The following is a 24,086-nucleotide window of genomic DNA, read 5'->3' as shown; positions in this document are numbered from 1 at the left end:
CCCCGCCCAAATGGAAGCGTCCCGCTGAAGCTTGCTAGACTTACCCAGTGGCGCATTCGTCGACCCCGAACCGCGGGGCTGGGCGGCGCGCCGTGCCGACTGCGATCACCATTCGGTGATCAGGACTGAACCGAAGAAGGACGAATTAGTGGCGACAACGAACGACCTGAAGAACGGCCTTGTGCTCAACCTCGACAACCAGCTGTGGCAGGTGCTCGAATTCCAGCACGTCAAGCCCGGAAAGGGACCGGCCTTCGTCCGCACCAAGCTGAAGAACGTCATCTCCGGCAAGATCATCGACAAGACCTTCAACGCCGGCACCAAGGTCGAGACCGCGAATGTCGACCGCCGCGATATGCAGTACCTCTACCATGACGGCACCGACTACGTGTTCATGGACGCCAAGGACTACGACCAGGTCAACATCTCCGCAGAGCTCGTCGGCGACGCCGCGAACTACATGCTCGAGAACCAGGATCTGCAGATCTCGTTCCACGAAGGCACCCCGCTGTCGGTGGAGCTGCCGCCCTCGGTCGAGCTGACCATCACCCACACCGAACCCGGACTCCAGGGTGACCGTTCGACCGGCGGCTCGAAGCCGGCGACTCTCGAGACCGGCTACGAGATCCAGGTGCCCCTGTTCCTCGAAGAGGGCGTGAAGGTCAAGGTCGACACCCGCAGCGGCGACTACCTCGGTCGCGTCAAGTAAGTGGCATCCGCGCGTACCCGAGCCCGTCGCCGGGCTCTCGAGCTGCTCTTCGAAGCCGGGCAGCGTCGACTGGCCATGGACGAACTCGTCACCTTGCGGTCGAACGATCCCGACTATCCGATGAAGGAATACGCGGTCGAGATCGTCAAGGGCATCACCGAGAAGCAGGCGGAGATCGACGAGATCATCTCCACCTACTCAGAAGGTTGGACCCTGGACCGGATGCCGGCCGTCGACCGGTCGCTGCTCGAGATCGGAACCTGGGAGATGCTGTTCAACGACGAGGTACCCGACAAGGTGGCCATCGACGAGGCCGTGTCCCTGGCCCGACAGTTCTCCACAGATGACTCTCCCGGATTCGTCTCGGGGCTGCTCTCCCGCATCCTCGACGTCAAACCGACACTCATCTGAGCCGGCGGGTCCGGATTCCGGACCCGCCCTCTGGTCGGCATCCCACCGGGTCTACAATCGAATCGAACCACTCCTTTAACCACCGTCCAGAGAGGCGGAGAAGGGGAAATATGACACAGCGAACAGTGCTGGACGCCCCCGATATCTCGCGGGCGATCACCCGCATCGCGCACGAGATCATCGAATCCAACAAGGGCAGCGACGACCTCGTCCTCTTAGGCATCCCACGCCGCGGAGTCCCGCTGGCCCACCGACTCGCCGAGGCGATCGCATCCATCTCCGGGCAGCCGGAGACCGCATCCGAACTCGCCGGCAGCCTCGACATCACGATGTACCGCGACGATCTGCGCGGCGGCTCCTACCGGGCACCCGAACCCACCTCCATCCCGACCGGCGGAATCGATGCGAAGACCGTCGTCCTCGTCGACGATGTGCTCTTCTCCGGACGCACCATCCGCGCCGCTCTCGATGCTCTCGCCGATGTCGGTCGCCCCGCGAAGGTCCGCCTCGCGGTCCTCGTCGACCGCGGTCACCGGGACCTGCCGATCCGCGCCGACCATGTGGGCAAGAACCTGCCGACGTCGAGCAGCGAACGCGTCAACGTCGCTCTCACCGAAATCGACGGTGACGACTCCGTGAGCATCTCGGGAGGCCGCGAATGAAGCATCTGCTCGACACCACTTCGCTCAGCCGAGACGATGCCATCGGCATCCTCGACATCGCCGAGGAGATGACCCTCGTGTCCGAACGAGAGGTCAAGAAGCTGCCCGTGCTGCGCGGACGCACCGTGGTCAACCTGTTCTTCGAAGATTCCACGCGCACCCGGCTGTCCTTCGAAGCCGCAGCCAAACGGCTCTCGGCCGATGTTCTCAACTTCTCCGCGAAGGGCTCGTCAGTATCGAAGGGCGAGAGCCTCCAGGACACCATCCAGACGATCTCGGCGATGGGCGCCGATGCCATCGTCGTCCGCCACTCGGGGGCCGGCACCGCCCACCGTCTCGCTCACACCGGGTGGATCGACGTCCCCGTCGTCAACGCCGGCGACGGCACCCACGAACACCCCACTCAGGCACTGCTCGACGCCTTCACCCTGCGCCGGGCCTTGGCCGGTGTTCCCGCCTCGGGGCCGGTGTCCGGGGGACCGCGCGGCCAGGGGCTGGACGGCGCGAAGGTCGCTATCGTCGGAGACATCCTGCACTCCCGAGTGGCTCGGTCGAACGTCCACCTGCTCGCCCGCCTCGGCGCCGACGTCCATCTCATCGCCCCACCCACCCTCCTGCCGTGGGGAGTGGAGAACTGGCCGGTGACCGTTCACTTCGACTTCGATTCGGCGCTGAGCGCCGAGGACTTCGCCGCCGTGATGATGCTGCGGGTCCAGCAGGAGAGGATGCACGAGTCCTTCTTCCCCAACGAACGCGAATACGCCCGCCTGTGGGGACTGAGCGCGGCCCGGCTGGCCGACCTGCCGGAGTCGACCTTCATCATGCACCCGGGCCCCATGAACCGCGGTTTCGAGATCTCCGCTGCCGCAGCGGATTCACCCCGCGCCCTCGTCCTCGACCAAGTCGAGAACGGAGTGAGCGTGCGCATGGCGGTCCTCTACCGTCTGCTGACCGGTCAGGAGGAGACCAATGACTGATTACCTCATCCGCGGTGCCGACGTCCTCGGACGCGGAGTCGCCGATATCGCGATCCAGGACGGACGCATCGTCGATCCCGAGCTGCTGGGCGCAGGCGGATATGAGACCGTCGAGGGCGCGGGCCTCGTGGCGCTGCCCGGATTCGTCGACATGCACACCCACCTGCGCGAACCGGGCAAAGAGGACGCCGAGACGGTGCTCACCGGATCCCGTTCGGCGGCATCGGGCGGATTCACCTGTGTCCATGCCATGGCCAACACCGCTCCCGTGGCCGACACCGCAGGAGTCGTCGAACAGGTCCACCGCCTCGGCCGCGCCGCCGGTTTCACCGAGGTCGTCCCCGTCGGTGCCGTGACCACCGGTCTCGAAGGCCGGCAGCTCGCCGAACTCGGGGCCATGGCACGTTCGGGTGCCCGCGTGCGCATGTTCTCCGACGACGGCATCTGCGTGTCCGATCCGCTGCTCATGCGCCGCGCCCTCGAATACGTCAAGACCTTCGACGGGATCATCGCCCAGCACGCACAGGAACCTCGCCTGACCGAAGGCGCGCAGATGAACGAGGGAACGGTCTCGGCCGAACTCGGACTGCCCGGCTGGCCCGCCGTCGCCGAGGAGTCGATCATCGCCCGCGATGTGCTCCTGGCCGAACACGTCGGATCCCGGCTGCACATCTGCCACGTCTCCACCGCCGGCAGCGTCGACCTCATCCGCTGGGCCAAGGCCCGGGGGATCGCCGTGACCGCCGAGGTGACACCGCACCATCTCATGCTCACCGACGAACTCGTACGCACCTTCGACCCCGTGTACAAGGTCAACCCGCCGCTGCGCACCGACCGCGACGTGCAGGCACTGCGGACTGCTCTGGCAGACGGCACGATCGACGTCGTCGGCACCGACCACGCCCCGCACACCGCCGAACACAAGTGCAGCGAATGGACCGCCGCGGCCATGGGCATGGTCGGCATGGAATCCGCGCTGTCCATCGTCGTCGCCGCCATGGCCGACCACGACTTCGACTTCGGCGATGTGGCCCGCGTGATGTCATCGGCACCGGCACGGATCACCGGAGCCTCCGGACACGGCAGCCTCGAAGTCGGGGCGAGCGCGAACATCGTCCTCGTCGACCCGGCCGCACCGCACCGCATCGAACCCGCCGAGCACGCCACGAAGGGACGCAACAACCCCTTCGCCGGTGTCGAAGTCACCACTCAGGTCACCGACACCTTCTTCTACGGCCACCGGGTCTTGGCCGCAGGGGCACTGACCACACCCCACCCGGCAGGAGCAACATGGACACAACAGTAGGCACACTCATCGTCGCCGCCGTCATCCTCCTCGTGATCGTCGCAATCGCCTGGGGATGGAGCCGACGCAAACAGGCCCAGGCGGAAGTCGTCACCCCGCCGAAGCCCCATATGGGCATCAAAGCCGTCGCCGAACCCGTCGAAGGCTCCTATGTGTCGACGACGAAAGCCGGCCATCCGCTCGAACGCGTCGCCGTCCACGGCCTGGGCATCCGCACCACCGGGGAACTCGTCGTCACCGACGGGGGAGTGATCATGGACCTGGCCGGACGCGAAGACTTCCTCATCCCGCGCCGCGACATCGTCTCCGTGGACACCACGAACGGGATGATCGGCAAATTCGTCGAACGCGGAGGCATCATCCGCATCACCTGGCATCTCGGCGACACCCTCGTCGACACGGGCTTCCGCGCCCGCTACGCCGCATCCACCACCCCCACCGTCGACCGCATCCGCGAAATGATCGAAGAGGCACAATGAGCTTTTCCACCACCCCCGCCGTCCTCGTCCTCGAAGACGGCCGGACCTTCCACGGATCCGCCTACGGACACATCGGCGAAACCACCGGTGAGGCCGTTTTCGTCACCGCCATGTCCGGCTACCAGGAGACGCTGACAGACCCGTCCTACCACCGACAGATCATCATCCAGGCCGCTCCGCACATCGGCAACACCGGAGTCAACCGCACCGATGACGAATCCGCCCGGATCTGGGCCGCCGGATATGTCGTCCGCGACGCCTCGCGGATCTCGTCGAACTGGCGTTCCGAAGGCGACCTCGTCGACTGGCTGACCGAGTCCGAGATCGTCGGCATCTCCGACGTCGACACCCGAGCCCTGACCCGCCACCTGCGCGACAAGGGAGCCATGCGCGTGGGCATCTTCTCCGGCGCCGCCGCCGAGGCGCCCGAGTCCGAACTCCTCGCACGAGTCCAGGCCTCCCCGCAGATGGCCGGAGCCAACCTCGTCGACGAAGTCTCGGTCACCGAACCCACCCTCGTACCCGCGACGGGGGAGAAGAGGTTCAGCGTCGCCGCCGTCGACCTCGGCATCAAGTCGATGACCCCCGAGCGACTGTCGGAACGCGGAATCGACGTTCATGTGCTGCCGTCGACGATCAGCTTCGAGCAGATCCGGGCCCTCGGCGTCGACGGAGTCTTCTTCTCCAACGGCCCCGGCGACCCCGCCACCGCAGACGACCAGGTCGAACTGCTGCGCGCCGTGCTCGATGCAGGCATGCCGTTCTTCGGCATCTGCTTCGGCAATCAGCTGCTCGGTCGAGCCCTGGGCTTCGGCACCTATAAGCTGCCCTTCGGCCACCGCGGCATCAACGTGCCCGTGATGGACCGGACCACGGGCAAGGTCGAGATCACCTCGCAGAACCACGGTTTCGCCGTCGACGCTCCGCTGACGGGTGAGACCATCGCCCCGCACAAGGCCGACTACGGCCGGGTGACGGTGTCCCATGTGTGCCTCAACGACGATGTCGTCGAGGGACTCGCCTGCCTCGACATTCCCGCCTTCTCCGTCCAATTCCACCCCGAGGCTGCGGCCGGCCCGCACGATTCGAGCTACCTGTTCGATCGCTTCGTCGACCTCATGTCCGCTTCCCAGGCCGATTCGCCTGCCCAGGCCTAAGGAGAACACCCAATGCCACTGAGACACGACCTCACCTCCGTCCTCGTCATCGGCTCCGGCCCCATCGTCATCGGCCAGGCCTGCGAATTCGACTATTCGGGCACCCAAGCCTGCCGTGTGCTGCGCTCCGAGGGCCTGCGCGTCATCCTCATCAACTCGAACCCGGCGACCATCATGACCGACCCGGACATCGCCGACGCTACGTATGTCGAACCGATCGATCCGGACGTCATCGAGACGATCATCGAGAAGGAACGCCCCGACGCGCTCCTGCCCACCCTGGGCGGACAGACCGCACTCAACGCTGCCATCGCCCTCCACGACGCAGGAGTGCTCGAGAAGTACGGCGTCGAACTCATCGGTGCCGACGTCGACGCCATCCAGCGCGGTGAGGACCGCCAGAAGTTCAAGGACATCGCCGAGGCCTGCGGCGCCGAGGTGGCCCGGTCCGCCATCTGCCACACGCTCGACGAAGCCCTGGCAGCGGCCGAAGAACTCAACTACCCGGTCGTCGTGCGTCCCTCGTTCACCATGGGCGGCCTCGGCTCGGGCATGGCCTACGACGAAGCCGATCTGCGGCGCATCGCCGGCGCCGGCCTGTCCGACTCCATCACCCACGAGGTGCTGCTCGAGGAATCGATCCTCGGGTGGAAGGAATACGAGCTCGAGCTCATGCGCGACAACAAGGACAACGTCGTCGTCGTGTGCTCGATCGAGAACGTCGACCCCGTCGGCGTGCACACAGGCGACTCGATCACGGTGGCCCCGGCGCTGACCCTGACCGACCGGGAATACCAGTCGATGCGCGATATCGGCATCGCCATCATCCGCGCCGTCGGCGTGGACACCGGCGGCTGCAACATCCAGTTCGCCGTCGACCCCAAGACCGGACGCATCATCACCATCGAGATGAACCCACGCGTGTCCCGGTCCTCGGCGCTGGCGTCGAAGGCCACCGGCTTCCCGATCGCGAAGATGGCCGCGAAGCTCGCCGTCGGGTACTCGCTCGACGAGATCCCCAACGACATCACGAAGGTCACCCCGGCCAGCTTCGAACCGACCCTGGACTATGTGGTCGTGAAGATCCCGCGCTTCACCTTCGAGAAGTTCCCGGCCGCGGATCCGACCCTGACGACGACGATGAAATCCGTCGGCGAAGTCATGGCCCTGGGCCGCAACTTCACCACCGCACTGCAGAAGGCGATGCGCTCACTCGAGCAGAAGGACTCCTCGTTCAGCTGGACCGACCTGCCCGACGTCTCCGACGACGACGTCCGCGAATCCGTCCTCGAGGCGATCTCGCACGCCACCGCTGACCGCATCCACTCGGTCCAGCGCGGACTCGCCGCCGGGCTGAGCGCGGCAGAGGTCTTCGACGCCTGCGAGATCGACCCCTGGTACCTCGACCAGATCCAACTCATCAACGAGGTGGCCGCCCATATCCGCGACGCCGACGAACTCGACGAACACGTCCTGCGGGTGGCGAAGAACCACGGCTTCTCCGACGAGCAGATCGCGGGACTGCGCAGCCTCGACACGAGTGTCGTCACCGGCATCCGCCACGCGCTGCGCGTGCGTCCGGTGTTCAAAACAGTCGACACCTGCGCCGGAGAATTCGAAGCGAAGACTCCCTACCACTACTCGAGCTACGACTCCGAGACCGAGGTCATGCCGCGCGACCGCCCGGCCGTGATCATCCTCGGCTCCGGCCCGAACCGCATCGGCCAGGGAATCGAGTTCGACTACTCGTGCGTCCACGCCACCATGGCGATCGGCTCGGCCGGTTACGAGACGATCATGGTCAACTGCAACCCGGAGACCGTCTCGACCGACTACGACACCGCCGATCGCCTGTACTTCGAACCCCTGACGTTCGAAGACGTCATGGAGGTCTACCACGCCGAACTCGCCGCCGGTGAGGTCCTCGGCGTCGTGTGCACCCTCGGCGGGCAGACCCCGCTGGGCCTGGCCGACAAGCTCAAGGCCGCAGGCGTGCCGGTGCTCGGCACGCAGCCCGAAGCCATCGACCTGGCCGAGGACCGCGGAGAGTTCGGAACCGTGCTGGAGAGGGCTGGACTCACCGCTCCCAAGCACGGCACCGCGGTGACCTCTGCGGAAGCGGCAGCGATCGCCGAGAACATCGGCTACCCGGTGCTCGTGCGGCCCTCCTACGTCCTCGGCGGACGCGGAATGCAGATCGTCTACGATCGCACCCAGCTGTTCGACTACATGGCCAGCGCCACGGAGATCTCCACCGATCGTCCGGTCCTCGTCGACCGGTTCCTCGAAGACGCCATCGAGATCGACGTCGATGCCCTCTACGACGGCAACGAGGTCTACATCGGCGGAATCATGGAGCACATCGAAGAAGCCGGAATCCACTCCGGCGACTCCGCCTGCGTACTGCCCTCGTTGACGCTGGGCGAGGACGTGCTCGAGCGTGTCCGCCAGGGAACGAAGGCCATCGCCGAAGGCGTGGGCGTGCGTGGACTGCTCAACATCCAGTTCGCCATCGCCGCCGACGTCCTCCACGTCATCGAAGCCAACCCACGGGCCTCGCGCACCGTGCCCTTCGTCTCGAAGGCGACGTCGACCCAGCTGGCGAAGGCCGCGGCGCTCATCGCCGTGGGCCGCACCATCGAGGACCTCCGCGGTGACCTGCTGACCGCAGAGGGCGATGGCTCGACCCTGCCGCTCGACCATCCGATCGCCGTCAAGGAGGCGGTCCTGCCGTTCAGACGGTTCACCACCGTCGACGGCAAGATCGTCGACTCGGTCCTCGGCCCCGAGATGCGCTCGACCGGTGAGGTCATGGGCATCGACCACAACTTCCCGACCGCGTTTGCGAAGGGACTGCTCGGGTCATCCGTGAAGCTGCCGACCTCGGGCACCGTGTTCGTGTCGGTGGCCGATCGGGACAAACGGGCCATGGTGCTGCCGGTCAAGGAACTCGTCGACATGGGCTTCGACGTCGTCGCGACCACCGGCACCGCGGCCGTGCTCTCCCGCTACGGGATCAAGACCACTCAGGTGCACAAGCACTTCGAGGCCGATGCCGAAGACCGCACGGTCATCGACTACCTCACCGCGGGCACCATCGACATGGTCATCAACGTGCCGTCGGGTCGGCAGGAACGCGCCGACGGCTATGAGATCCGGGCCGCGGCGACCGCGAACTCCGTGCCCCTGATCACCACGCTGGCCGAATTCGCCGCCGCCGTGACCTCCCTCGAAGTGATCCGCGACTCGAAGTTCGACGTGCGCAGCCTGCAGGACTGGAGCGCCTGATGTTCGGCACTCGGCTGGCAGCCGCCATGGACGAACAAGGGCCGCTGTGCGTGGGAATCGACCCGCACGAGCATCTGCTGGCGGCCTGGGGGCTGCCGGCCAGTGCTGCGGGCGTCCGCGAGTTCGCCCTTCGCACGGTCGAGCAGCTCAAGGGTTCGGTGGCCGCTGTGAAACCGCAGTCCGCGTTCTTCGAACAGTACGGCTCCGCCGGAGTCGCCGCTCTCGAAGAGACTCTGGCCGCGGCCAGGGACGCCGGACTGCTCACCGTCCTCGACATCAAACGCGGTGACATCGGCTCGACCATGGGCGCCTACGCGCAGGCCTACCTCGACCCCGCCTCCGCGCTGGCCGCGGACTCGATCACGGTCTCGCCCTACCTCGGGTTCGGAGCCCTGGAGCCGGCGTTCGAACTCGCGGCCGCTCACGGCAAGGGCGTCTTCGTCCTCGCGCTGACCTCGAACCCGGAAGGGGCGGAGGTCCAGCATGCCGTGCGAGACGGCGAATCGGTGGCCGCAGCGATCGTGTCCCGAGTCCGGCAGCGCAACGCTCAGGCACTGGACTCGGCCGACGAGCTCGGTTCGTTCGGACTCGTCGTCGGAGCGACAATCGGCACCGCAGCAGCGGACCTGGGATTCGATCCCAGTGACTGCGGGGGACCGATCCTCGCTCCCGGCGTCGGCGCACAGGGCGCAGGTCTGGCTGAACTGCGCGCCGTCTTCGGCGACCGGGCCCTGGAATCGGGACAGGTGCTCGCCACCGCCTCCCGGGCGGTGCTCGGTGCCGGTCCCGACGGATTGGCCGACGCCGCAGCCGCACTCAACCGTGACCTGAGGGCAGCGGACTGAGCACCGGTGTTCGGATCGCGAGGGCGGTCCGAACACCGGATTCGGCGTTCCGTCGGTGGGCCGATTCCGGCTCGCCACGCCACAAATTTCTGCTCATATCGCCTCTCGGCAGGGATTGTGTCTTAGACTGAGACAACTTCCCTACCTGCCCGTTCATGGTGACAGAGGAGACAAAGTGGCACTCGAACCGTTGACCCCGCAACAGCGTTCCGCTGCGTTGGACAAAGCGTTCAAGGCACGTCAGGCACGAGCCGAAGTGAAGTCGGCGCTCAAGACCGGCGATACCGATCTCGCGGCCGTGCTCAAGAAGGCAGCAGACGACGAAGCACTGGCGAAGATGCGTGTGCTCGATCTGCTCAGGGCCCTGCCCGGAGTCGGCGACCGGCGAGCCGAGGCCGCCATGGAAGAGGTCGGCATCGCCACCTCCCGGCGGATCAAAGGTCTGGGTGTGCACCAGAAGTCCGCCCTGTTGGAGAAATATTCCTGAGTGTGACAACCTCAGACCTGTGAATAATCGACTCACCGTCCTCGCGGGTCCGACCGCCGTCGGAAAAGGCACCATCAGCACCTATATTCGGCAGAACCACCCCGAGGTCTGGTTCTCCGTGTCGGCCACGACCCGCCCCCGGCGCCCCGGTGAGATCGATGGTGTCCATTATCACTTCCTCACCGACGACGCTTTCGACGCTCTCATCGCCGAGGATCGGCTGCTCGAATATGCCGTCGTCCACGGGCGCCACCGCTACGGCACGCCTTCGGCTCCGGTGGAGGAGAAGCTCGACCAGGGGATTCCCGCACTGCTCGAGATCGACCTGCAGGGCGCCCGTCAGGTCAAAGAGAAGATGCCCGATGCCCGCTTCGTCTTCCTCGCCCCGCCCAGCTGGGAGGAACTCGTCTCCCGACTGACCGGCCGCGGCACCGAAACCGAAGAGGAGCAGGAGCGGCGACTGGCCACCGCGAAACGCGAATTGGCCGCCGAATCGGAGTTCGACGTGACCATCGTCAACGACCACGTTCGCACTGCGGCCGAAGAACTCCTATCATTGATGGGTATAGCCACTTCCGATTAGATGGGAATCTCCTTGCCCGCACAGCCTGAAGGCATCACCAACCCTCCGATCGACGATCTGCTGAACGTGACCGGTTCGAAGTACGAACTGGTCTCGATCGCGGCAAAGCGCGCCCGTCAGATCAACTCGTACTACGCCCAGCTGCAGGAGGGACTGCTCGAGAACGTCGGTCCGCTCGTCACGCCCGGCACCAACGAGAAGCCCCTGTCGATCGCTCTGCGTGAGGTCAACGAGTCGAAGATCGTCGCTCGCGAGGTCTCCGAAGCTGACTTCATCCAGGCCGCACCCGAGGCCGAAGCCACCGCTCCTGTGAGCAACGACGGCGCGATCGACTTCAGCGACCAGTGAGAATCGTACTCGGCGTCGCCGGTGGGATCGCCGCCTACAAGGCGGCACACATCATCCGGCGACTCCGGGAGCTCGACCACAGCGTCAAGGTCGTTCCGACGGCCAACGCACTGAAATTCATCGGTGCCCCCACTCTTGAGGCCCTGTCCGGCCAGACCGTGACCACCGATGTCTTCGACGAGATCGACACCGTCAATCATGTGCGCATCGGACAGGAAGCCGAACTCGTCATCATCGCCCCGGCGACCGCCGACCTGATCGCGAAGATCGCCGCCGGGCGAGCCGATGATCTGCTCACCGCCTCCGTGCTCACGACGACCGCCGAGGTCGTCGTGGCTCCGGCCATGCACACGGAGATGTGGCTCAATCCCGCCACCGTCGCCAACATCGCGACCCTGCGCTCCCGCGGCGTCCACGTCCTCGATCCTGCAGTCGGGCGACTCACCGGACCCGATTCCGGTCCCGGACGCCTGCCCGAACCCGAAGAGATCATCGACTTCGCGCTCTCGGTCAAGGACGGCACCGCCGGCGACCCGACCGACGCGCCCACCGACCCCAGCGGAGCTCTGTCCGGTCGCCGCATCGTCATCAGCGCCGGCGGCACGCGGGAAGCACTCGACCCCGTGCGCTTCCTCGGCAACCGCTCCTCGGGCAAACAGGGCGTCGCCCTGGCCAAGGCCGCTCATGCCGCGGGTGCATCAGTCGAACTCGTCGCCGCGAACATCGACACCGGGCTGCTGACGGGACTGCCTGCTGACATCACGGTCACTGCGGTCGAATCCACTCTGGAGCTGCAGGAGGCGATGCATGCCGCTCAGGCCCGCGCCGATGCCATCATCATGGCCGCCGCCGTCGCCGACTACCGACCCGCCGAGACCACGGACTCGAAGATGAAGAAGACCGGAGACGAGGGGCTGACCCTGCGTCTGACGCAGAACCCGGACATCCTGCGCGGACTCGTCGACGAGCGCCGGCGTCAGAGCAGCCTCGGCCGTCAGATCATCGTCGGGTTCGCCGCCGAGACCGGTGACGCCGACACGACCGCGCTCGACTACGCGCGGGCCAAGTTCGAGCGCAAGGGCGTCGACCTGCTCGTGTTCAACGACGTCTCCGACGACCGTGCCTTCGGCCGCGATGACACCATGGTCCAGATCATCTCCTCCGACCACGGGACCATCGTCGTCGGTGAGGAATTCCACGGATCGAAGGACCATGTTTCACAAAAGGTCATTGCGGCCGTGACCGACCAATTCACCCACGTAGAATCGACAACGTGACACACACAAACCTGCGCCTCTTCTCTTCCGAGTCCGTCACCGAGGGACATCCCGACAAGATCTGCGACCAGATCAGCGATGCGGTGCTCGACGACCTGCTCCGGCAGGATCCCAACGCCAAAGTGGCCGTGGAGACCATGGTCACCACCGGACTCGTCCACGTCGCCGGTGAGGTGAATACGGCCGCCTACGCCGATGTCGCCGGGATCGTGCGCAGCCTCATCACAGGGATCGGCTACGACTCCTCGGACACCGGCTTCGACGGACACTCCTGCGGAGTCTCCGTGTCGATCGGCAGCCAGTCCACGGACATCCACTCCGGTGTGACGAACCCGCTGGACTTCCGCGAGGCCGTCGAATCCTCCGACCACGGCACCAGCCTCGGTGCCGGAGACCAGGGGCTGATGTTCGGCTATGCCGACAACTCCACCGATGTCCTCATGCCGCTGCCCATCCACCTGGCCTCCCGCATGGCCGAGCAGCTCTCTGCAGTGCGCAAGTCCGGTCGACTCGACTATCTGCGTCCCGACGGGAAGACGCAGCTGACACTGGGATACGACGGGGACGAAGCCGTGTCGATCGAGAACGTCGTCGTCTCTACCCAGCATTCGGCGCAGGCCAGCCAGTCCCAGCTGCACACGGAGATCAGGGAATTCGTCATCGATCCGGTCATCGCCGACTCCGGTCTCGACGCTTCGGGTGCGAACATCCACATCAACCCGGCCGGTCCCTTCGTCACGGGCGGGCCGATGGGCGATGCCGGTCTGACCGGTCGGAAGATCATCGTCGACACCTACGGCGGGTTCTCCCGTCACGGAGGCGGCGCGTTCTCCGGCAAGGATCCATCGAAGGTCGACCGTTCCGCGGCCTACGCGATGCGCTGGGTGGCGAAGAACGTCGTCGCCGCCGGTCTGGCCGACCGGGCCGAAGTGCAGGTGTCCTATGCGATCGGCCGTGTCGACCCGATGGGCCTGTACGTCGAGACATTCGGAACGGAGAAGGTCGATCCGAACGCGATTTCACGGGCCATCCGCGAGGTCTTCGACCTCCGCCCGGCGATGATCATCGCCGAACTCGATCTGCTCCGCCCGATCTACTCGCAGACCTCGACCTACGGCCACTTCGGCCGCGAACTGCCCGACTTCACCTGGGAGGTCACGGACCGCGCCGAGGATCTGCTGCGCGCCGTGTCCTCCAACTAGTCTGCCGTCGGCGTGGACGAACCCCTCCCGATCGACACCGGCACCTCGGCCGAGGGCCAGGTGCCCCTGGCTCCGACCGATCCGGTCGCCCGCGTGCTCATCGACCATCCCGTCCCGCACCTGGCGCGGACCTTCGACTATGCGGTCCCGGACAAGCTCGCCGAGGCGGCCCTGCCCGGTGTGCGCGTGCGTGTAAGGTTCGCCGGGAAGCTGCGTGACGGCTATCTGCTCGAACGCGTCGAATCCTCGGACCACGTCGGACCGTTGGCGACGATCCAACGCATCAGCGGACCCGTCCGAGTGCTCAGTGAGGATCTGCTCGCCTTGAGCGAAGCGGTCGCCCGTCGCTACGGCGGGACGCTCGCCGATGTGCTGCGCCTGGCCATCCCACCGCGCCATGCCCGCGGCGAGAAAGCCGTGCTCAAGGTGGAGAAGGCGGGAGACCCGGACGCGCAGACCGATGCGGACGCCACGGACCCAGCGACCGGGCCGAACGACGGGCCGGCGGATGATCCGCAGCTGCTGAACCGCCTCGGCGAATGGGTTCTCTCGGCGGGGGACCAGCCCACGGCCGACGATGCCTCGGCGTTGCCTCGGCGCAGGGCCGTGGCGTGCACACCCGGGCCGACGCCGGGGCTGAGCTGGATCCGTGCCGGACTCGATGCCGCACGGGCGAGTCTCGAGGCCGGCCGGTCCGTGCTCTGGCTCGTGCCCGATCATCGCGAACTCGCCGTGCTCCAGTCGACCCTCACCCGAGCGGGGATCGCGGAGGTCTCGGTGCTCAGCGCCGAGACGTCACCGGAGCTGCGCTGGCAGGCCTGGCTGCGCGGACTGCTCGGACACACGCGGATCACGATCGGCACGCGTGCGGCGGCCTTCGCTCCTGTCGCGGACCTGGGGCTCATCATCTGCACCGACGACGCGAACCTCAACTATCTCGATCAGCACGCCCCGTATCCGCACGCCAGGGAGGTCTGCCTGCTGCGATCGACGATCGAGGACACCGAACTGCTCTTCGCCTCCACCGACCGCAGCGCCGAAGTCCAGCGCCTCGTCGAGATCGGCTGGCTGGCCGATGTCACTCCGGTCGGTCCGGCCAGACGCCATGCCGCACCGGTCGTCTTCGTCCCCGACGAGGACCGGGACCCCTTCGCCTGGCAGCGCATTCCCAGCCGCGCCTGGCAGATCATGCGCACGGCGCTGCGTCCGCGTCCCCGGGACGGGGGAGTGCCCGGTCCGGTGCTCGTGCAGGTGCCGCGGTCCGGGTACTATCCGGTCTTCGCCTGTGCCCGCTGCCAGGAAGTCGCCCGCTGCCCGCAATGTCAGGCGACGCTGACCACACAGTCGGAGGTCGGTCCTTTCGCCTGCCGATCCTGCGGCTATCACTCGGAGACCTTCAGCTGCCTGCGCTGCCGCTCGCACCAGGTGCGGTCGATCGTGCGCGGCCGGGCCCGCACCGTCGAAGAGCTCGCCCGTGCACTGCCGGATGTCGAGATCGTCGAATCCGGAGGCGACCACATCTCCACTGTCCTCGACGAGACCCCGCGACTCGTGGTCGCCACGACGGGAGCCGAACCGTATGTGCTCGGCGGCTATGCCGCGGCGATCCTCTTGGATTCGCTGTGGCCGGGACCCTGGATGCGCTCGATCGACGAAAGTGTGGCACGCCGGCTGCGTGCCGCCTCCCTCGTGCGCTCACGCGATGACGGAGGATCGGTCTACCTCGGCGACGAGGACGAACTCATCCGGCAGACCCTGACCGCCTTCGACCCCACGACCTTCATGTCACGGCAGCTGAGCGACCGAAAGGTCCTCGGCTTCCCGCCCTACCGACGGATCCTCGAACTCAGGGGAGCAGGCGCCGACATCGACGACGTGCTCAGACAGATCGGCGAGGTGGAGGAACTCCTGCGTGAGGACGCCGAGGACGGCCAGCGCAGCGTCAGCGCCTACCCGTTCTCCGCCGGAGACCGCGTCGGGACGAGAGCGGCCGAGATCATCGCCTCCCGCTCGGCGAAGAAGCAGCCGCTGGTGCGAGTGCGCATCGATGATCCCCGGTCGCTGTGACGGCGCGGCGAACCAGTAGAATCCAAGTCGTGGATATCGTCTTCGCCGGCACCCCTGATGTCGCAGTTCCCGCCCTCGAGGCCTTAGCGGCCTCGGACCACCGCATCCGTGCGGTGCTCACCCGACCCGATGCGCCCGTGGGGCGGAAAAGGATCCTCACCCCGTCACCGGTGAAGACCCGCGCGCTCGAACTCGGACTGCCCGTCATCGAAGCCGGTCGTCTGCGCGGCGACGTCATCTGCCAGCTGCGGGAACTCGATGTCGACGCCGTCGCCGTCGTCGCCTTCGGAGCCATCGCCGGACCCGCCGCACTGGACACGGCTCGCCTCGGCTGGTTCAACCTCCACTTCTCCCTGCTGCCGGCCCACCGCGGAGCCGCCCCCGTCCAACGCGCGATGATAGGCGGCGAGACCACCAGCGGAATCAGCGTGTTCCGCATCGATACCGGCATGGACACCGGGCCGGTGCTGCGCCGGTTGGAACTGCCGCTCGACCACGCGGACGTCGCCGAGGCCCTCGACGACTATGCCCACCGCGGGGCCCCCGAACTCGTCGCCGCCTTCGACGATCTCGCCGCCGGCACCGCCGCCCTGACACCGCAGACCGGTGAGTCCAGCCATGCGGAGAAGATCACCGTCACCGACGCCCACCTCGACCTGTCCGCATCCACGAGCGAGGTCATCAACCGGGCTCGCGGGACCAGTCCCGCACCGGGACCGTGGGTGGAGCTCGACGGCAAGAGGACGAAGCTCTTCGGACTCTCGCCTGCACCCGAGGTGACAGCCTCCGGCGCGATCGGCGAACTGACCACCTGGCAGCAGCGGCCGGTGCTGCGCTGCGGCGACGGCTGGGTCCGGGTCGAGCAGATCCAACCCTTCGGCAAGCCCCGGATGAATGCGGCCGACTTCCTGCGCGGCCGCGGTGACGTGACCTTCGACCCCTATACCGATGAGGAATCATAAGAGCCATGGCTGAGTCAGCAGACAGAGACCGCCGAGGCGGCAGCCGCGGCCGAGGCGGCCACCGAGGCACCGACCGCCGCGGCGGCCACGGCCGCGGCAGAGGCGATCGGGACCGGACAGGTCAGGAGGGCGGAGCACCGCAGGGTGAACGAACGGGCAAGAACCTGCCGCGGCGCATCGCCTGGGAAGTCCTCCTCGATGTGGCGACGAAGGACGCCTATGCGAACCTGCTGCTGCCAGCCAAACTCTCCCGCACGCATATGGGTGCCCAGGATGCGGCCTTCACGACCGAACTCACTTACGGAGCCCTGCGTCGGCAGAAGTTCTACGATGCGGTCATCGAAATCGCCTCGTCCCGCGCCATCGACAAGATCGATCCCGAACCCTTGGCCGCGATGCGACTCGGCGCCCACCAGCTGCTGTCGATGCGGGTGCCCAACCATGCGGCACTGTCCGAAACCGTGGCCGTGGTCAAACGCTCGGCGGCGAAGACCGCCGGATTCGTCAACGCCGTGCTCCGCCGCATCTCGGAAGCCGAACCCGACGTGTGGCTCGACCGCGTCACCGGCGAGGCCGACGAGACCACCCGACTGGCAATCGAACACTCCCACCCCGAATGGGTCGTCCGTGCACTGAACCAGGCGCTCAAGGGACACGGCCGCGACGCCTCCGAGCTCGAAGCCCTGCTGGCAGCCGACAACGCGCCCGCAAAGGTCGGTGTGTCCGCCCTGCCCGGGCTCATCGACCGCACCGAACTGCCGGGGGAACCCACCCCGCTGTCGCCGATCGGCGTCACCCTGGAGACCGCAGTGCCCCGAGACGTGGCAGCCGTGGCCGACGGACGCGCCCGCGTCCAGGACGAAGGATCCGCGCTCGTCGCCCTCGCCCTGGCCGAGGTCGACGCACCCACCGGAACCTGGGCCGACCTGTGCGCCGGACCCGGCGGCAAGGCCGCCGTCCTCGCGGCCAGAGCAGCCGGCGAATCGACAACCCTCGAAGCCTTCGACTCCAGCGAACACCGTGTCGACCTCGTCCGCGACTCCACCAAGGCGCTGACCAACGTCACCGCCGCCGTCCGCGATGGCCGCGACGCTCGCGGACCCTACTCGAAGACCCTCGTCGACGTGCCCTGCTCCGGACTCGGCGCCCTGCGCCGCCGCCCCGAAGCCCGCTACCGCAGACGACCCGAGGACATCACGGCGCTGACCTCACTCCAGAGAGAGCTGCTCGCCGCTGCCCTCGACGCCTGCGCTCCCGGGGGAGTGGTCGCCTACTCGACGTGCTCACCGCACTACGCCGAGACCGTGCTCATCGTCGACGAGGTTCTGCGCCTGCGAGCCAAGTCCGTGAGCGCTGACGTGGAGATCCTCGACACCCCGGCCGTGCTGTCGGCGATCACCGGCAGCGAGGCGGAGTCGTTCGCCTCGGTGACCCGTGAAGACGGGCGATACGCCCAGCTCTGGCCCCATGTCCACAACAGCGACGGAATGTTCCTGGCTCTCCTGCGAAAGGCGAAATGACCCATGTCGATCGACATCAACCCCTCCATCCTGTCCTCGGACTTCTCCGATCTGCGCGGTGAGCTCGTGAAGATCAGCACCGCCGATATGGCCCACATCGACGTCATGGACAACCATTTCGTGCCGAACCTCACCTTCGGCCCGCCCGTCGTCGAACGCATCCAGGCGATCTCACCAATCCCGCTCGACGCCCACCTCATGATCGCCGATGCCGACCGCAATGCTCCCGTGTACGCGGAGATCGGCTGCGCCTCGGTGACCTTCCACGCCGAGGCGGCCGCCGCCCCCGTCCGTCTCGCCCGGGAACTGCGCCGCCTCGGGGCCAAGGCCAGCCTCGCGCTCAAACCGGCCACCCCGATCGAACCCTTCATCGACCTCCTCGGCGAATTCGATCAGATCCTCATCATGACCGTCGAACCCGGATTCGGCGGGCAGAAGTTCCTCGACGTGTGCCTGCCGAAGATCACGCGGACCCGCGAAGCGATCTCGGCTGCCGGACTCGAGATCCGGCTGCAGGTCGACGGGGGAGTCTCCGCGGCGACGATCGACCGCGTCGTCGACGCCGGTGCCGACGTCCTCGTCGCCGGCTCCGCCGTCTACGGTGCCGACGATGCCGCAGCGGCCATCAGCGAGCTGCGCACCCTCGCCGCCGCACACACCCACTGACCGATCCGGGGCCGAATGACGCTTCCGGCCCACACCTGAAGAGAGCCTGCGATGGACCTGTTCGACTGGTTGAACACCCCGGCATTCGAACTGCTGGGCAAACCCGTGCCGTACTCCGACCTGTTCGGCAACATCTGCGCGCTGGCCACGGTTGTCCTGGCACTGCGGCGGAACATCCTGTCCTGGCCGGTGCAGATCCTCGGTTCCATCCTCCTGTTCTCCGCGAGCCTGTCCGCCGGCCTCGGCGGGAACGCCTCTCGGCAGGTCGTCATCATCGTCGCCGCGGTCTGGGGATGGACGCAGTGGAAGAAGTCCAAGGCCACCGCCGGCGAAGTCCTCGTCCGCTGGGCGACCTGGAAGGAACGGGCGATCCTGCTCGCGGCTCTCGTCATCGGCACCGGAGTCTTCGGCTGGGTCCTCGCCGCAGGCGGGTGGTCCTGGAACCCGTACCCCGACGCGTACATCTTCATCGGCTCGATCGTAGCCATGTATGCCCAGGGCCGAGCCATCGTCGAATTCTGGTTCGTCTGGCTCGCCGTCGACCTCGTCGGCATTCCGCTGGCGATCTCCGGCGGGCTCGTCTTCTCCGGAGCCGTGTACCTGTTCTTCCTCGTCATGGTCATCCTCGGACTCGTCGACTGGTCGAAGCGCTCCCGCCAGACGATCTCGGCACCTCATCGTCCCGCCACCGACATCGGCCGCGAACCCGAGGACTGAGAGGCGGCGGCCGCAGTGCCGTCGGCTGACTGCCGCGTTTTGGAACATGAGACCCCGAACGCTGCGGTCGAGAGGCATGCATTAGGCTGGAGAAGTGAAGACCTTTGATTCTCTCTACGCCGAACTCCAGCAGAAATCCCTCGATCGCCCCACCGGCTCGAAGACCGTGGCCGAACTCGACGCCGGAGTCCATGCGATCGGCAAGAAGGTCGTGGAAGAGGCCGCCGAAGTGTGGATGGCCGCCGAATACGAGACCAAGGACGAGCTCGCCGAGGAGATCTCGCAGCTGCTCTACCACGTGCAGGTGATGATGATCGCCAAGGGACTGACCCTCGACGACGTCAACACCCACCTCTGAGACCTTCCCCCGAACCTGACCGACCCGACGCCATCGAACTCCAAGGGACCCCATGCTGCGTGTAGCCGTGCCCAACAAGGGCGCACTGTCCGAAGCCGCCTCCGACATGCTCAGCGAGGCCGGATACTCCACTCGACGCGGAACCAAGACACTCGTCCATCAGGACGAGGTCAACGGAGTCGAATTCTTCTACCTGCGCCCCCGCGACATCGCCATCTACGTCGGCTCCGGCATCCTCGACGCCGGAATCACCGGCCGTGACCTGCTGCTCGAGTCACAGGCCGAAGCCGATGAGGTGCTCGGACTCGGATTCGGCGCGTCCCGCTTCTTCTACGCTGGCACCACCGGCTCCTTCACCTCGCCCGACCAGCTGGCCGGTGCCCGCATCGCCACGAGCTTCCCGAATCTCGTGGATGCCGACCTGCAGCGACGCGGCATCGCCGCAACGACCGTGCAGCTCGACGGAGCGATCGAGGTCTCCATCCAGCTCGGAGTCGCCGACGCCATCGCAGATGTCGTCGAGACCGGCTCCACACTGCGCGCCGCAGGACTCGAAACCTTCGGCGAGCCGCTCCTCGAATCCGAAGGAGTGCTCATCCAGCGCGACGGCGCTGAATCCCGCATCGGCGTGCTCAAACGCCGCCTCGAATCGGTCATGGTCGCCCGCCAGTACGTGCTCGTCGACTACAACATCGAACAGCGCCTGGTGCCCGAAGCGATCTCGCTGACCCCGGGGCTCGAATCCCCGACCGTGTCTCCGCTGCAGGAGACCGGGTGGGTCGCCGTGCGCGTCATGGTCGAAGCGAAGGAAGTCAACAACGTCATGGACCGACTCTACGGAGTCGGGGCGCGTGCGATTCTGGTGACGAACATTGGCGCCTGCCGAATCTGATCTTGCCGTGTTCCGGCCCCGACAGGTGCGCATCATCAGCATCGTCGGTGCCGTTGCTGTGACCGCGGGGTTCGCGGTCCTGTCCGTGGCGCTGTTCGTCGTGGACTGGGAACCGTGGACAGTGCTCGACATGGTATGGATGAACCTGCTGGGCATTCTCTTCGGAGCTGCCCTGCTGCGCATCTCCGATATTCAGGCTCGGCCCACCGAGGAGGGCCTGGTGGTCAAGAACATGGTGCGCACTCGTCGACTCGACTGGGGACAGATCCTCGGTGTGACGTTCTCACCCGAGGGCGATGACCCGTGGCCCCTGTTGGATCTCACCGACGGCACCACCTGTGCGGTGATGGCGATCCAGCATGCAGACGGTCGCCGCGCCCATGCGGATGTCGCACGATTGCGTATGCTCATCAACAGACGCACCCACTTCAAGGAGGACTAGGAATGGCGAACGAGACACCCGAGACCGCGGCGGGACCCCTGACCGGATATACCGTCGTCGACCTCTCCCGAGCACTCGCCGGCCCTCATGCGGGAATGATGTTCGGCGACCTCGGTGCGCGTGTCATCAAGGTCGAGAACCCCGGCAAGGGCGATGATTCGCGGTCCTGGGGACCTCCCTTCGTCGGGCCTGCGGACAACCCTCAGGCCACCTACTTCTTCTCATGCAACCGCAACAAGGAATCCATCGCCCTCGACCTCAAATCCGAGACAGGCAACGACACCCTGACCGGACTCATCGCACGCGCCGATGTGCTCATCGAGAACTTCCGCTCCGGAGTCCTCGACCGACTCGGCTTCTCCACCGCCCGCTGCATGGAGATCAACCCGCGCCTGGTCATCCTCTCCATCACCGGCTTCGGCCATGACGGCCCCGAAGCCTCCCGCGCCGGCTACGACCAGATCGCCCAGGGCGAAGCCGGCCTGATGTCGCTGACCGGCTCGGGGCCCGATGACATGCAGCGCGTGGGAGTGCCGATCGCCGACCTGCTCGCCGGAATCTACGGCTCCTACGGTGTGCTGGCCGCGCTCCTCGAACGCGAACGCACCGGAAAGGGCAAGGTCGTTCGCACCTCGCTCATCGCCGGAATGGTCGGCGTCCACGCCTTCCAGGGAACCAGAGCGACCGTGGCCGGACAGGAACCGCAGCCCGGCGGCAACCACCACCCGTCGCTGTCGCCCTACGGACTCTTCACCTGCCGCGACGGCGCCGTGCAGATCTCCGTGGGCAACGAGAACCTGTGGCAGAAGTTCTGCGCCGCCTTCGACATCGATCCCGCAGCCGAAGGACTGGCCGACAACGCCTCCCGTGTGGCCAACCGGCCCGCCCTCATCGAACTCATCGAAGACCGCTTCTCCGCCTACGACGCAGCCGATCTGCTGCACAGACTCACCGAGGCGGGAATCCCGTCCGGCACGGTGCGCACCCTGCCCGAGGTCTACCAGTGGGACCAGGCACTCAGCCAGGGACTCAAGGTCTCCGTCGAACACCCGGTGCTCGGCGACATCGACCTGCCCGGACCGCCGCTGCGCTTCTTCGACGCCGATGCCTCCGGTGAGGTCGAAACCACCCGCACCGCTCACGACGCCCCGCCGCTACTCGACGAAGACGCGGAATCCATCGTGGCGTGGCTCGCCGACGGAAACTGAGGGGGAGACCTCATGCCGCGTCTGAATGCCTACGAACTCGTCGACATCGTCCTCGACGAAGGATCGTTCCTGTCCTGGGACTCCGCACCGATCCGACCCGCCGGCGGGATCTCGGCCGCCTACGCGGCTGCACTCGACGCCGCTGCGCAGAAGTCCGGCGTCGACGAATCCATCATCACCGGCGAAGGCACCATCGACGGTCGCCGAGTGGCCGTGATCGCCGGCGAATTCCGGTTCCTCGCCGGCTCGATCGGCGTGGCCGCGGCCGAGCGCCTCGTCGACGCGATCGAACGCGCGACCCTCGAAGGGCTGCCGCTGCTGGCCGGCCCCGCCTCGGGCGGAACCCGCATGCAGGAGGGCACCATCGCCTTCCTGTCGATGGTGAAGATCACCAACGCCGTGATCGCCCACCGCAAAGCCGGACTGCCCTACCTCGTCTACCTGCGCCATCCGACCACAGGAGGCGTCTTCGCCTCCTGGGGATCCCTGGGGCATGTCACCGTCGCCGAGCCCGGATCCCTCATCGGATTCCTCGGCCCCCGGGTATATGAGGCAATCTACGGGGAGACGTTCCCTCAGAACGTGCAGACCGGGGAGAACCTGCACAAGATGGGCATCGTCGACGCCGTCATCGGTCCCGAACGCATCGCCGGCACCGTCTCCCGCGTCCTCGATGTGCTCATGGGCGCCCAGGAGGTCCCGAGCCAGGTGCCGAATCCGGACACGGCCCCGGCCACCGTGGACCCGAATTCCGATGCCTGGGCCGCGATCACCAGCTCGCGCCGGCCCGAGCGGCCCGGCGTCCGTGATCTGCTGCGGACCGCCGCGAACACCGTGCTGCCGCTCAACGGCACCGGCGAAGGCGAGAAGGATCCCGGACTGCTGCTGGCCCTGGCGAAGTTCGGTTCCGCACCGTGCATCGTCCTCGGCCAGGACCGGTTCCGGCAGGACTCCCGGGCCCCCATGGGACCGGCGGCCCTGCGTGAGGCCAGGCGCGGCATGCGTCTGGCAGCGGAACTGCGCCTGCCGCTCGTCACCGTCATCGACACCCCCGGTGCGGCCCTGTCGAAGGAAGCCGAAGAGGGCGGAATCGCCGGTGAGATCGCCCGCAGCCTCGCCGACCTCGCGAACCTCGACGCCCCCTCCGTCTCGCTCATCCTCGGCGAGGGCTCCGGAGGCGGCGCACTGGCACTCATCCCCACCGACCGGGTGCTCAGCGCCGAGAACGGCTGGCTCTCGCCGCTGCCGCCCGAAGGCGCCTCGGCGATCGTGCACCGCACCACCGAGAAAGCTGCCGAGATGGCTCAGAACCAAGGTGTGCACGCCCCCATGCTGCAGGCCAACGGAGTCGTCGACCGGATCATCGCTGAACACCCCGACGCCAGCGACGAGCCGTTGGACTTCGTCGCCCGGGTCGGTGAGACACTCGAATACGAACTCATCTCGCTCATGCGCGAACCATCGGCCAGGCGCCTGGCCCGCCGGATGGATCGCTATCGGGGCCTGGGAATCTAGGAGGACTG

At 66.8% G+C, this 24,086-nt stretch carries 24 protein-coding genes; all 24 read left to right on the top strand.

Translation table 11 applies throughout. The annotated features are described in order from the left end of the window. Positions 1–148 precede the first annotated feature (148 nt). The 24 genes from efp (at position 149) to AD89_RS0106580 (ending at position 24,078) form a co-directional block, all read left to right on the top strand. Entirely contained in the window at positions 149–709 is a 561-nt protein-coding gene (gene efp, locus AD89_RS0106695; RefSeq protein WP_025777834.1) for an elongation factor P, read from the top strand. Further along, positions 710–1,120 (top strand): transcription antitermination factor NusB, encoded by a 411-nt coding sequence (nusB, locus tag AD89_RS0106690; RefSeq protein ID WP_025777833.1) that lies wholly within the window; start codon positions 710–712, stop codon positions 1,118–1,120. It begins immediately after the preceding gene. 110 nt (positions 1,121–1,230) lie between these two features. Then, positions 1,231–1,782, top strand: coding sequence for a bifunctional pyr operon transcriptional regulator/uracil phosphoribosyltransferase PyrR (gene pyrR, locus AD89_RS0106685; RefSeq protein WP_025777832.1), 552 nt, complete (start codon positions 1,231–1,233; stop codon positions 1,780–1,782). Further along, positions 1,779–2,759, top strand: a complete 981-nt coding sequence (locus AD89_RS0106680; RefSeq protein ID WP_025777831.1) for an aspartate carbamoyltransferase catalytic subunit — start codon at positions 1,779–1,781, stop codon at positions 2,757–2,759. The genes pyrR and AD89_RS0106680 overlap by 4 nt, the downstream gene beginning before the upstream one ends. Further along, entirely contained in the window at positions 2,752–4,065 is a 1,314-nt protein-coding gene (locus tag AD89_RS0106675) for a dihydroorotase (RefSeq protein ID WP_025777830.1), read from the top strand. Before AD89_RS0106680 ends, AD89_RS0106675 begins: the two co-directional genes overlap by 8 nt. Next, positions 4,050–4,544, top strand: coding sequence for a PH-like domain-containing protein (locus tag AD89_RS0106670; protein ID WP_025777829.1), 495 nt, complete (start codon positions 4,050–4,052; stop codon positions 4,542–4,544). The genes AD89_RS0106675 and AD89_RS0106670 overlap by 16 nt, the downstream gene beginning before the upstream one ends. Continuing rightward, complete coding sequence (gene carA, locus AD89_RS0106665; protein WP_025777828.1) at positions 4,541–5,701, top strand: glutamine-hydrolyzing carbamoyl-phosphate synthase small subunit; 1,161 nt, start codon at positions 4,541–4,543, stop codon at positions 5,699–5,701. The genes AD89_RS0106670 and carA overlap by 4 nt, the downstream gene beginning before the upstream one ends. Positions 5,702–5,713: 12 nt before the next feature. Next, entirely contained in the window at positions 5,714–8,989 is a 3,276-nt protein-coding gene (carB, locus tag AD89_RS0106660; protein WP_025777827.1) for a carbamoyl-phosphate synthase large subunit, read from the top strand. Continuing rightward, the gene (gene pyrF, locus AD89_RS0106655; RefSeq protein ID WP_025777826.1) at positions 8,989–9,834 is read left to right on the top strand and encodes an orotidine-5'-phosphate decarboxylase; all 846 of its coding nucleotides are present in this window, start codon (positions 8,989–8,991) and stop codon (positions 9,832–9,834) included. Before carB ends, pyrF begins: the two co-directional genes overlap by 1 nt. Before the next feature lie 175 nt (positions 9,835–10,009). Beyond that, complete coding sequence (gene mihF, locus AD89_RS0106650; protein WP_025777825.1) at positions 10,010–10,321, top strand: integration host factor, actinobacterial type; 312 nt, start codon at positions 10,010–10,012, stop codon at positions 10,319–10,321. A 19-nt stretch (positions 10,322–10,340) separates the two neighbouring features. Further along, entirely contained in the window at positions 10,341–10,904 is a 564-nt protein-coding gene (gene gmk / locus AD89_RS0106645; RefSeq protein WP_025777824.1) for a guanylate kinase, read from the top strand. A 12-nt stretch (positions 10,905–10,916) separates the two neighbouring features. After that, positions 10,917–11,252, top strand: a complete 336-nt coding sequence (gene rpoZ / locus AD89_RS0106640; RefSeq protein ID WP_228281215.1) for a DNA-directed RNA polymerase subunit omega — start codon at positions 10,917–10,919, stop codon at positions 11,250–11,252. Beyond that, positions 11,249–12,529 carry a bifunctional phosphopantothenoylcysteine decarboxylase/phosphopantothenate--cysteine ligase CoaBC gene (coaBC, locus tag AD89_RS0106635; protein ID WP_025777822.1) on the top strand — a complete coding sequence of 427 codons (1,281 nt, stop codon included), beginning with the start codon at positions 11,249–11,251 and terminating at the stop codon, positions 12,527–12,529. The genes rpoZ and coaBC overlap by 4 nt, the downstream gene beginning before the upstream one ends. Continuing rightward, positions 12,526–13,731, top strand: a complete 1,206-nt coding sequence (metK, locus tag AD89_RS0106630; protein ID WP_025777821.1) for a methionine adenosyltransferase — start codon at positions 12,526–12,528, stop codon at positions 13,729–13,731. Before coaBC ends, metK begins: the two co-directional genes overlap by 4 nt. 12 nt (positions 13,732–13,743) lie before the next feature. Next, positions 13,744–15,798 (top strand): primosome assembly protein PriA, encoded by a 2,055-nt coding sequence (locus AD89_RS0106625; protein ID WP_025777820.1) that lies wholly within the window; start codon positions 13,744–13,746, stop codon positions 15,796–15,798. A gap of 29 nt (positions 15,799–15,827) precedes the next feature. Beyond that, a complete protein-coding gene (locus AD89_RS0106620; RefSeq protein WP_025777819.1) occupies positions 15,828–16,760 on the top strand; it encodes a methionyl-tRNA formyltransferase in 933 nt (310 codons plus the stop codon). A gap of 5 nt (positions 16,761–16,765) precedes the next feature. Next, entirely contained in the window at positions 16,766–18,280 is a 1,515-nt protein-coding gene (locus tag AD89_RS0106615) for an RsmB/NOP family class I SAM-dependent RNA methyltransferase (RefSeq protein WP_025777818.1), read from the top strand. A 3-nt stretch (positions 18,281–18,283) separates the two neighbouring features. Then, the gene (rpe, locus tag AD89_RS0106610; protein ID WP_025777817.1) at positions 18,284–18,946 is read left to right on the top strand and encodes a ribulose-phosphate 3-epimerase; all 663 of its coding nucleotides are present in this window, start codon (positions 18,284–18,286) and stop codon (positions 18,944–18,946) included. Positions 18,947–18,997: 51 nt separating this feature from the next. After that, the gene (locus AD89_RS0106605; RefSeq protein WP_025777816.1) at positions 18,998–19,663 is read left to right on the top strand and encodes a nicotinamide mononucleotide transporter family protein; all 666 of its coding nucleotides are present in this window, start codon (positions 18,998–19,000) and stop codon (positions 19,661–19,663) included. A gap of 94 nt (positions 19,664–19,757) precedes the next feature. After that, a complete protein-coding gene (locus tag AD89_RS0106600) occupies positions 19,758–20,021 on the top strand; it encodes a phosphoribosyl-ATP diphosphatase (protein WP_025777815.1) in 264 nt (87 codons plus the stop codon). A 52-nt stretch (positions 20,022–20,073) separates the two neighbouring features. After that, a complete protein-coding gene (gene hisG / locus AD89_RS0106595; protein ID WP_025777814.1) occupies positions 20,074–20,913 on the top strand; it encodes an ATP phosphoribosyltransferase in 840 nt (279 codons plus the stop codon). Between the two features lie 7 nt (positions 20,914–20,920). Continuing rightward, positions 20,921–21,355, top strand: coding sequence for a PH domain-containing protein (locus AD89_RS0106590; RefSeq protein ID WP_231488506.1), 435 nt, complete (start codon positions 20,921–20,923; stop codon positions 21,353–21,355). Positions 21,356–21,357: 2 nt separating this feature from the next. After that, positions 21,358–22,563 carry a CaiB/BaiF CoA transferase family protein gene (locus tag AD89_RS0106585; RefSeq protein ID WP_025777812.1) on the top strand — a complete coding sequence of 402 codons (1,206 nt, stop codon included), beginning with the start codon at positions 21,358–21,360 and terminating at the stop codon, positions 22,561–22,563. A 12-nt stretch (positions 22,564–22,575) separates the two neighbouring features. Next, positions 22,576–24,078, top strand: coding sequence for a carboxyl transferase domain-containing protein (locus AD89_RS0106580; RefSeq protein WP_025777811.1), 1,503 nt, complete (start codon positions 22,576–22,578; stop codon positions 24,076–24,078). The last annotated feature ends 8 nt before the right edge of the window (positions 24,079–24,086 follow it).

Source organism: Brevibacterium sp. VCM10 (assembly GCF_000583215.1).
Taxonomy (GTDB): domain Bacteria; phylum Actinomycetota; class Actinomycetes; order Actinomycetales; family Brevibacteriaceae; genus Brevibacterium; species Brevibacterium linens.
This window is presented reverse-complemented; position numbering and strand designations above follow the sequence as displayed.

Excerpts from the sequence above, each read along its gene's own strand:
- pyrR (WP_025777832.1), top strand. The coding sequence starts at position 1,231 with ATGACACAGCGAACAGTGCTGGACGCCCCCGATATCTCGCGGGCGATC.
- AD89_RS0106680 (WP_025777831.1), top strand. The coding sequence starts at position 1,779 with ATGAAGCATCTGCTCGACACCACTTCGCTCAGCCGAGACGATGCCATC.
- AD89_RS0106675 (WP_025777830.1), top strand. The coding sequence starts at position 2,752 with ATGACTGATTACCTCATCCGCGGTGCCGACGTCCTCGGACGCGGAGTC.
- AD89_RS0106670 (WP_025777829.1), top strand. The coding sequence starts at position 4,050 with ATGGACACAACAGTAGGCACACTCATCGTCGCCGCCGTCATCCTCCTC.
- carA (WP_025777828.1), top strand. The coding sequence starts at position 4,541 with ATGAGCTTTTCCACCACCCCCGCCGTCCTCGTCCTCGAAGACGGCCGG.
- carB (WP_025777827.1), top strand. The coding sequence starts at position 5,714 with ATGCCACTGAGACACGACCTCACCTCCGTCCTCGTCATCGGCTCCGGC.
- pyrF (WP_025777826.1), top strand. The coding sequence starts at position 8,989 with ATGTTCGGCACTCGGCTGGCAGCCGCCATGGACGAACAAGGGCCGCTG.
- AD89_RS0106615 (WP_025777818.1), top strand. The coding sequence starts at position 16,766 with ATGGCTGAGTCAGCAGACAGAGACCGCCGAGGCGGCAGCCGCGGCCGA.
- rpe (WP_025777817.1), top strand. The coding sequence starts at position 18,284 with ATGTCGATCGACATCAACCCCTCCATCCTGTCCTCGGACTTCTCCGAT.
- AD89_RS0106605 (WP_025777816.1), top strand. The coding sequence starts at position 18,998 with ATGGACCTGTTCGACTGGTTGAACACCCCGGCATTCGAACTGCTGGGC.
- hisG (WP_025777814.1), top strand. The coding sequence starts at position 20,074 with ATGCTGCGTGTAGCCGTGCCCAACAAGGGCGCACTGTCCGAAGCCGCC.
- AD89_RS0106585 (WP_025777812.1), top strand. The coding sequence starts at position 21,358 with ATGGCGAACGAGACACCCGAGACCGCGGCGGGACCCCTGACCGGATAT.
- AD89_RS0106580 (WP_025777811.1), top strand. The coding sequence starts at position 22,576 with ATGCCGCGTCTGAATGCCTACGAACTCGTCGACATCGTCCTCGACGAA.